Origin of the sequence: Candidatus Methanoperedens nitratireducens (genome assembly GCF_900196725.1) — an archaeon.
GTDB classification, from domain to species: Archaea; Halobacteriota; Methanosarcinia; order Methanosarcinales; family Methanoperedenaceae; genus Methanoperedens; species Methanoperedens nitroreducens_A.
The window spans coordinates 1-1,659 of the sequence record NZ_FZMP01000199.1 but is presented as its reverse complement, the minus strand read 5'-3'; the positions used below and the strand labels follow the sequence as shown (position 1 = coordinate 1,659).

Sequence of the window (1,659 nt, the reverse complement as noted above, 5' to 3'; positions counted from 1 at the left end):
CAACATTACTTATATGACTATGCTTAAAGATAAGCTTGTTCAGATCTCTGAAGAAGAATACTGGCAGAAAGCCAGGGCTTACACGGATTTTACAGAGAGAAAACAAGAGAAAAGAAGTATTTTAGTTGGTGTTGATAACCCGCAAACTGTACCGGAACTGAGGCAGGAATACGGGGTACCGCTTGGTCTGCGGGGTATAGGTCAGGGTCTCGCGTATCTCGCCAATTTCAAGGCGCTCGCAAAATACAATCTCAGGAAAAGGCTGATAACAAAACATGAAGACCCGGTCATTGAAACGGCGTTTTTCGGTAAAAATATCTCCATGCCCGTGCTTGGCGCCCCGATGAGCGGCATGAGTTATGTGAGCAATATGACGGAAGAGGATTTTGCGTATAATATTCTGGAAGGATGTAAAGTTGCAGGCACCATCGGATATACCGGGAATACATCCAGAGATTATGAGAGGGTACATCCTGCTATAATGGCTCTTAAAAAAGTTAATGGCCACGGGGTCAACATCTTCAAGCCGCAATCGCAGGAAGTCCTTATGGAACTGATAAAACAATCAGAGAATGAAAAAGCAGTAGCTGTCGGCGTAGATATTGATGGTGCAGGTTCGGTGAACTTTGCCCTTGCGGGAAAGCCTGTTTTCAGGAAAACGATCGATGAACTGAATGAACTTAAACGCTCAACAAGTCTTCCTTTCATTGTCAAAGGAGTTCTGTGTGTGGAGGATGCCCTGGCAGCAGCCGAAGCGGGTGCTGATGCGATAGGCGTTTCCAACCACGGAGGCAGGGTCATGGATTCCAATAGCGGGGTTGCGGACGTGCTTCCTGAAATAGTCAAAGCCATAAGAGAGGCGGATGGGGGCGAAAGAGTGGTGATTACAGCGGACGGCGGAGTAAGGACAGGATTTGATGTTGTTAAAATGCTGGCTTTAGGAGCCGATTTCGTCCTTGTGGGAAGACCACTGGCAAGGGAGGCGGTTTCAAGCGGGGTTGAAGGAGTTAAAAGGATTCTGGAGTATATCAAGACTGATATGAGGGTTGCAATGATGATGACTTCATGCAATACCCTCGAAGACATAAATGAGAATATTCTTGTCAGGGAAATTTCTTAGCGTCCTGGTAACTTTGCTCCGCTATCTTTTTACTGCCCTGAATTTCCACGACCTTCAAATTAAAAGACCGTGCAAAATCCCTGACATTTTCATCGAAGTCCGGCTCATATGAAAGCCCGGTATTGATCTTTGCAACTCTTCTGTACCTCCTGATATACATTTTACCAAGCCCGGAGAGCTCTGAGATCTTTTCCTTCTGAATCTCCATCCTGCCCGAAGCCCACATCGGGGTAAGGTAAAACGTACCTTCACCCTCGCTATCAACCATTGCCTTAGCATAGGCATCGTTCCCGCCAAGCGCAACGCCGATGCAGTCCTCTACTATTTCCCCTTTATCGTCTTTCAGGAAATAAAGCTGGCATCCGAGACCTTCAAAATCTTTTTCAATGTTTACAAGCGAATGCCCGCATGTGCCGTAGAAAATAAGAATCCTGTCTGAAAAACCTGACATTTCCCTGATACTCCTGTACACTTCCGCTTTTAACAGTTCATTATCTATATGCAATCCCATCGGAGTTGTACCGTCATAAGTCTCATGC

General features: G+C 46.0%; 2 protein-coding genes. One reads left to right on the top strand and one right to left on the bottom strand.

Going from position 1 to position 1,659, the window contains the following annotated elements:
• Positions 1-1,120, top strand: a 1,120-nt coding sequence (locus MNV_RS13775; protein WP_143311793.1) for an alpha-hydroxy-acid oxidizing protein, incomplete at its 5' end; no start/stop codon positions are given.
• Here the strand turns inward: MNV_RS13775 and MNV_RS13770 are convergent.
• On the bottom strand, positions 1,104-1,659 hold a 556-nt coding region (locus MNV_RS13770), incomplete at its 5' end, for a DUF1638 domain-containing protein (RefSeq protein WP_143311791.1). The genes MNV_RS13775 and MNV_RS13770 overlap by 17 nt on opposite strands.